Origin of the sequence: Desulfococcus sp. (assembly GCF_050178255.1) — a bacterium.
Classification (GTDB): Bacteria; Desulfobacterota; Desulfobacteria; order Desulfobacterales; family Desulfococcaceae; genus Desulfococcus; species Desulfococcus multivorans.
Genome location: NZ_JBFXGG010000136.1, coordinates 1 through 7,333, shown reverse-complemented (window position 1 = coordinate 7,333; position 7,333 = coordinate 1). Strand labels below are relative to the sequence as shown.

Below are 7,333 nucleotides of genomic sequence, written 5' to 3'. Positions count from 1 at the left end.
AATATGAATTGACATTTTCTCTAAAAAGGAGAATCTCATGAACTATGAGATATGAAACCCCAATTGTTCAATTCGGCAGATGGTTTTTTCGTGTTGGGCATCGGCGCCGGAATTGAGGTGGCGTCGTTGGCCACAGCACCGGACTTCCCCTTGGGATCAAACGCTTCCGTAACTGAATGAAGCAGGACATAAGCATCAAAAATTCGAACGGCACGATCAAATCACACAAAACGAAAGGGATCAGCACATGGGAATGATTAAGGAATTCAAGGAATTTGCCATGCGGGGCAATGTCGTCGACATGGCCGTAGGCATTATCATCGGCGGCGCGTTCGGCAAGATTGTCAGTTCTCTGGTGAACGACGTCATCATGCCGCCCATCGGTATGCTCATGGGGAATGTCGATTTTTCGAACCTGGCCGTCACGCTTAAGGACAAGACAGCCGATGCGGAAGCCGTAGCCATCAATTATGGCGTCTTTATCAACACCGTCCTGGATTTTCTCATCGTCGCGTTTGCCATCTTCATGGTTATCAAGCAGATGAACCGACTGGTCAAAAAAGAGGAAGCACCACCCGAACCCACGACTAAGCAATGTCCGAACTGCTTCACAGATATTCCCATCAAGGCGACGCGTTGCCCGAACTGTACCTCTGAGCTTAAGTTGACATAACCTTCGGACACGATGGCAGGCGACTCAATCGGATTCGTCCTGTAACGGCTTGACATTCTATTCCATTATAGTAATTATATTTTTCTGAATACAACCTTCGACGTCCGGTGAGGTCCGTTACGGCTCAATCGCCGTCCGGCTCGTTCAGGTACCGGCAGGGGGGTGATGCGGGCATCACCCCGTCCCTATCGGCCGTTAACACCGGAAGGGAAGCACCCGCGATATAAGAAGATGGATCTTTTAAGGTCATTCGCAATAGTTGTGCTGACGGGATCGATGCTGTCGGGCTGTTTTTCCGGTAAGGACTGGCGCACCGCCAGCCGAGAATCGGCGGGGATCGCTCCGGATCCTTCTCTCACGCGTGAAGCGGTGCTGCAGGTCTACGGTGCCGACGCCTGGGGTTGGCGGGGTTGGTTCGCCATCCACACATGGATCGCCGCCAAACGAACCGGCGAAAGCGAATACACCGTGTACGACGTGGTGGGTTGGCGGGAATATCGTGGTCTTCCGGTCATGCGGATCGCCCGGGACGTCCCCGACCGTTACTGGTTCGGCGAGAAGCCCCGCATCCTCAGGGAGCACCGGGGACCGGGCGTCGATGATCTTATCGACGCCGTGGACGAGGCCGCCCGCGCCTATCCATGGAAAACGATCTACAAGGTCTTTCCAGGGCCCAACAGCAACACCTTTACCGCCTGGATCGCCCTCAGGGTGCCGGAGTTGGAGCTGAATCTGCCGCTTTCAGCCATCGGCAACGGATATGCAAGCCCATAATCGGCAGCACGAAATACGCATACCCGGCTTAATTCACGTATGGGCGCATCTCCCGTCCTTCCCGAAAAACACGACTCACTTTCAAGCCCGGAACAGCGTCTGCGTTTCTCTGCAGTCAGAATCAATACCGGGGTATCGGATCGACTGTTGGGGATTCCGGCTGATACAACCGACAGCAAGGCACATTTACCATGGCGATATCACATAGATCAGCGCTGAGTTCACATATACCGGCAATGTCATCGTAAGGACAGCTGAATCAATGGATGGGAACGACGGCGGCGCTCTGTTGATCGATGTGGGCGGTACCCACACCCGACTGGCCGTTTGCAATGGTCCGAACGGAAATATCTTCCCGCAAGGCATCAAAATCTATGAGAGCCGGGTCTATCCCGGAATTGATAAGATCATCCAAAACTACCGGAGTTCGCTGGGAATTCTTCCCAAAGCCGTCGTCATCGGCGTTGCGGGGCCGGTGACTGAAGATTCTGCCGGCGCTACCAACCTGACCTGGACCATCAATGCCAAAAAGCTTAAAACAGCCATAGGGTTTTCCGAGGTCAGGATTATCAACGACGTCGAGGCCCTGGGCTATGCCATAGAGGTGTTGGGAGAAAACGACATCGAGATCATCCATTCCGGAAAGCGCTGCCTTCGATCTCCCGCAGCCCTCATCGCACCGGGAACCGGATTGGGAGAATCGTTCCTGGTGCCTTCTGAAAACGGTTTTCAGGTCTTCCCCTCCGAAGGCGGGCACGCTGATTTTGCCCCTACCAATGCCATGGAGATCGGCCTTCTGGACTTCCTCCTGAAACGCGGGAACCACGTCAGCTATGAACGGGTCTGCTCAGGTCCCGGCATCTGCAACATCTACCGGTACCTCGCAGACAAACGCATCTGTTTTGAACCGTCATGGTTGAAAAAGCGAATCGAAACAGCAGAGGACCCTGCCGCGATAATTGCACGGAATGCCCTATCCGGTACCGATGCAACGGCAATCACCGTCAGAACCGTCGAAATTTTCGTATCCATTCTAGGCGCCGAGGCCGGGAATCTGGCAATGCGGTATGGGGCCGGAGGCGGCATCTACATCGGTGGCGGCATTGCCCCGAAAATCCGTCCGTTTTTGACCAGGGCGGCCTTCGTCCTGTCTTTCAAGGCCAAAGGCCGCCTTTCCGGATACGTTTCAAGCATACCGGTAATGCTCATCCGAAAGCCGGAGGCCAATCTGTGGGGGTTGGCCAATTATGCACAAAAAACGCTTACGACCGGATAAATGATGCTCGATCCGTTGATCTGTACCCCCCTGATGTGCCTGGGGATCTCTCAACAGAAATTCCCATTACCAGGTTCTGAATACGCCGGTGTCCAAATGGACGAAATCCGACTTGGCATAATAGCCTACTCCGCCGCTTCGCAGCGAAGTCGCCGTATCCCGGAGTCTTCTGGTGGAGAGATCCGCTATGCGGATATCAATGGCCCGACCTTTCATGTGAAAGCTTTTCTTGGCAACGCCCCGGGTGCTTTGGCGCAAACGGTGGTTGGTTTGTGGCGATCGGTAACCCGAAACGATTTCGATGGTGCCTCGGCTTCCGGTAGCCGCCTGAATTTTACAAAGCATGTCCAGGAGGCCGGGATCGATGGGATGGGTGTCTCCCGTCCGAAAGTCTCGAAGAAACCCTCTGATTTTTTTCTCCACCGATCGGGAACATCGTCCCGGGGTATGAACGATCTTTAAACATTCTTCCGTGTGGGTGTGAAAAAATGAAAGCCGAAATTTTCTGGGCGCCCTCGCCCAACACTCCATCGGTGGGCAGATGAGTATTCCGGCTGCGGCCTGAGCAGAGACGGCAAGGAAACGCCGGCGACTGATGTTAACCATTTGAGATTGCCTTTGTTTCGTTTTCTTTGGAGTTTCAATTGACGACGATAGCCATTTCGATACTGCTGGTAGGAACACAATGGCCGACCCGATGTCTATGCGGCCGGGGAGCAGGCTATTCGGCGAACATGGCACGCCTGAGCTTGTCGTCACGACCGTAGATGTCTTTATTAAAATATATTATACCGTTTTTGTCAACCCAGGAAGTCTGGTAGGTGATATGGACGGGCACCGGCTCCGGAAGTCGAATGACGGTGCGTTTTCGTTTTTCAACGATCCTGCGAACCGCCTCTCTGGTCAAGACGCTCGTCTCGGATGTTAACAGGAATGCGGCCAGCCCCATGGGATCGCTCACGCGTATGCAACCATGACTGAAATCTCTCTGGGTCCGCGTAAACAGATTCTGGGTGGGGGTGTCGTGAAGGTAGACATCGTATGGGTTGGGAAAAACAAATTTGATCCGGCCCAGGGCATTCCAAGGGCCGGGATCCTGACGAAGCCTGAATCCCGCCATACGTTGGGGGCTCATATTGCGCCAATCGACGGTGCGGGAATCAATCTCGTGAGCCTCGGCGCTCCAACCGGAGAAGAGTCGTATATGCTGCTTCTTTAAGTGATTCGGATCTCGTCTGAGCTTTGGCAGTTCTTCATTTTTGGCGATGCTTGGCGGGACGTTCCAGTACGGGTTGATATCGACATAGCGGATACGGTCGCTGAAGATGGGAGTCTGATGCTGAAATTTTCCCACGATAACGGGAAAGCTGAGCACTTCGACACCGTCGTCAACCGCCGTCAGATCGAAATTAGCGATATTGACGAGGACGTATTTTTCACCAAGGGTATGCGCCTGCCAGCGCCAGCGCGTCATGTTGATAATGATCTGCTTGACGGCATCGGAAACTGAAATGTTCAAAGCGGCGAAGGTGTTTTTACCGATCACGCCGTCGGGTGTCAGGCCGTGTCGGCGTTGAAACCGCAAGATCGCGCTTTTCAAAGCGGGCTCGTAATACATAGTGGGCTGAAACCCTGTATCCAGATCCCCCGTTACCGATAAACGGCGAAAAATGTCAGGCATCCGATCGTCATGATCACCCGGCCGGATGGTCGGCCCGGGTGGGATGGCAGGCCAGCCCCCTGCCGCCTCCAGTGCGCGGTAGGTTTTCAGTGCCGTCTTCAGCTGGCGGTAGTATCGGTGGGACGGAGGCAACGCGGCAAGATAGGCGCCCAGATCGGGAACCGAGAGAATCTGTTCCATTTTCGTCGCAGTTTCGATATCGCCGTCACACGACCCGGAATTCGGGAGGATTCCGGCGTCAAGCGATTTGATGCGCCCCCAGCTGACATCGTGAATGTATTTGATCAAATTAAAAGTCAACAAGGTATCGAGTCGAGCGAGCCTTCTGGGGTCGCGTTCGGCGAAAAGCGATGAGATCTGGTCAATCTCATAATTTCCCGGATCGAGCCCCTCTGTTTCAGCCTGAACGAGAAAAGACAGGATCACCGAGGCATCAGGCCCGGGCCCCTTGGGGGTGACCCAAAGGGGTCGAAGACCGGTCCGGCGATACGCGGCAGCCAGACAGAGGTCCTTGTCGGTCACCGACAGCTGCTGTTTCTCGTGACCCAACAGTTCGATCGGATAACATACGAGATGTTCCGTCATGGCCGCTGTCAGCGCCGCCATATCTTCCGCCGCAAAGCCGGAGCGCGGCGCCACCATCGTCAATATGATCGTCCCAAGGAAAAACAGACCGAAAAGCTGCTTAAAAATCGGCCGGACTAACGGCCTGAAGGATTTCTGAGATACCCTGAAATATAGCCATGCCGTCGACGCCGTCCATAAGCTGATCCTGCCGCACTCTTTCTCCATGCTTCTCAAATCTGTCCTGCCCTTTCCGTCCGGGTTTTTCACGCATTTCCACCGCGGGTCCGCGACGACACATCGACGGCCCCGGCATCCGTGTCGATATTGACCGGGGCGGAATTAAGAATCTGATCTTATTGCGCTATATCATTACCATTACGCTCTGGGGCAGGTCAATGAAAATTCAAATCCTCACTTCTCGACATTTAATGCAAAGCGAGAGAAGCTTGTACCGGAAATTCGTTTCTGCTAAACAGGAACGAGCTGACGCCGTTAAAACCCTATACGTTTGTTAAGGACCTGGCTGTAACGGCACCTAACCCGACATCGAAGGAGATGCCATGACACCGACTGAAGCGATACAGGCGGCCATCGTCTACGAAACTAAAATTCGGGACCTATATCAGGATTCAGCGGCATCAACCCGGGATCCGACCGGCATTCGCGTTTTCTCGCTTCTGGCCGAAGATGAACAGCGGCACCTCGACTACCTGCACCACAAACTGGCGCAGTGGAACGAAACCGGTATGATCGGGATTGATGACCTCAAATCCGTCGTTCCGTCTGCAAGGGTGATCCGGGAAGAGATGGCGGTGCTGAAGGAGACCCTGTCCAAGGAGGATCGGACCGATGAAAAACGGATGCTTGCCAAGGCCCTGGCCGTTGAGGTGGAAACCAGCCGGTTCTATCGCAGGATGGTCGATGAAATGACGGATGATACCCGGCCCATGTTCTCACGGTTTTTGGAGATCGAAAATGAGCACATCGAGATCGTACAGGCGGAACTCGACTTCGTCAGCCGCACCGGCTACTGGTTCGACATCAAAGAATTCGACATGGAATGAGACGAACGCCGCCCCTCTGCGCGCCCCATCACCGCTGCAGTGTTGTACGGCTTTATCGCCGGCGTCTGAACCCAGGCCGGCATAGGAAAAACCAGCATGTTGCGCATTACTCAAGTGCGGCTTCCCATCAACCATTCCGAGAGTATGCTCCGGGACGCCATCCTCACGAGGTTGGACATACGCACCCAGCACCTTGAGGGATACACCATCTTTCGGAGAAGCATCGACGCCCGGCGGCAAAACCGCATCACCTTTATCTACACCCTTGACGTCAACAGCCCGAAGGAAGACGAAATCCTGGCACGCCTTGCCGGGGATCCCAACGTCAGTCGGGCACCGGACACCCTATACCGTTTTATCGCTCGTGTCCGGTCTCCCTTGAGGGAGAGACCGGTGGTGGTCGGCACCGGGCCATGCGGCCTGTTCGCCGGCCTGCTCCTCGCCCAGATGGGCTTTCGCCCCATCCTGTTGGAGCGGGGAAAGACGGTGCGGGAGCGTACCACGGACACCTTCAGATTTTGGCGGAAACGCGTTTTCAATCCGGAATCCAACGTCCAGTTCGGGGAAGGCGGCGCCGGAACCTTTTCCGACGGCAAGCTATACACCCAGATCAGGGACCCCCGACATCTGGTGCGAAAGGTTCTTACCGAGTTCGTGGCAGCCGGGGCACCCCCGGAGATCCTTTACGTGGGCAAGCCCCACATCGGGACCTTCAGGTTGGTCAAGGTCGTGGAAGGTCTTCGAAAGGCCATCCTATCCCTGGGCGGCGAAATCCGTTTTCAGACCCGGCTTCGGGACCTGGATCTCCAGGACAGGATGGTGCGGGGTGTCATTCTGGATGGTGGCGGAAGAATTCCATGCAACCACGTGATCCTTGCCATCGGCCACAGTGCCAGGGACACCTTCGAGATGCTCGCAGACCGATGTGTAACCCTGATGCCAAAGCCCTTCTCCGTGGGCTTCCGCATTGAACATCCCCAGGCCCTTATCGACCAGGCCCGCTACGGACGGCAGGCGGGTCATCCGTTGTTGGGTCCGGCCGACTATAAGCTGGTTCACCACTGCCAAAACGGTCGATCGGTCTACAGTTTCTGCATGTGCCCCGGCGGAACGGTGGTGGCCGCTACCTCCGAGCCCGGATGCGTCGTCACCAACGGCATGAGCCAGTACTCCCGAAACGAGCCAAACGCCAACAGCGCCGTTGTCGTCGGCGTCACCCCCGACGATTTCCCCGGCGGCCCTCTTTCGGGCATCGCCTTTCAGCGTCAGTGGGAACAGCGGGCATTCGCTCTGGGGGG

7 protein-coding genes are annotated in these 7,333 nt (G+C 55.3%); 5 read left to right on the top strand and 2 right to left on the bottom strand.

Translation table 11 applies throughout. The features are described 5' to 3' along the window. The first annotated feature begins 247 nt into the window (after positions 1-247). The 3 genes from mscL (at position 248) to glk (ending at position 2,723) form a co-directional block, all read left to right on the top strand. Positions 248-673, top strand: a complete 426-nt coding sequence (gene mscL / locus AB7S84_RS15540) for a large-conductance mechanosensitive channel protein MscL (RefSeq protein WP_020878284.1) — start codon at positions 248-250, stop codon at positions 671-673. Positions 674-904: 231 nt separating this feature from the next. After that, entirely contained in the window at positions 905-1,447 is a 543-nt protein-coding gene (locus AB7S84_RS15535) for a DUF3750 domain-containing protein (RefSeq protein WP_428155604.1), read from the top strand. Positions 1,448-1,709: 262 nt separating this feature from the next. Beyond that, the gene (gene glk / locus AB7S84_RS15530; protein WP_020878282.1) at positions 1,710-2,723 is read left to right on the top strand and encodes a glucokinase; all 1,014 of its coding nucleotides are present in this window, start codon (positions 1,710-1,712) and stop codon (positions 2,721-2,723) included. Positions 2,724-2,789: 66 nt separating this feature from the next. Here glk and AB7S84_RS15525 read toward each other — a convergent pair whose 3' ends face one another. Both AB7S84_RS15525 and AB7S84_RS15520 read right to left on the bottom strand, forming a co-directional pair. After that, positions 2,790-3,254 (bottom strand): YcbK family protein, encoded by a 465-nt coding sequence (locus AB7S84_RS15525; RefSeq protein ID WP_234979168.1) that lies wholly within the window; start codon positions 3,252-3,254, stop codon positions 2,790-2,792. 190 nt (positions 3,255-3,444) lie between these two features. Continuing rightward, positions 3,445-5,010: a L,D-transpeptidase family protein gene (locus tag AB7S84_RS15520; RefSeq protein WP_428155601.1), complete on the bottom strand. Its 1,566-nt coding sequence runs from the start codon at positions 5,008-5,010 to the stop codon at positions 3,445-3,447. A 521-nt stretch (positions 5,011-5,531) separates the two neighbouring features. Between AB7S84_RS15520 and AB7S84_RS15515 the strand changes: the two genes are divergently transcribed. Together AB7S84_RS15515 and AB7S84_RS15510 are read left to right on the top strand one after the other, a co-directional pair. Next, entirely contained in the window at positions 5,532-6,035 is a 504-nt protein-coding gene (locus AB7S84_RS15515) for a ferritin family protein (protein WP_020878279.1), read from the top strand. Between the two features lie 96 nt (positions 6,036-6,131). Continuing rightward, positions 6,132-7,333, top strand: a 1,202-nt coding sequence (locus tag AB7S84_RS15510) for an NAD(P)/FAD-dependent oxidoreductase (protein ID WP_428155599.1), incomplete at its 3' end; no start/stop codon positions are given.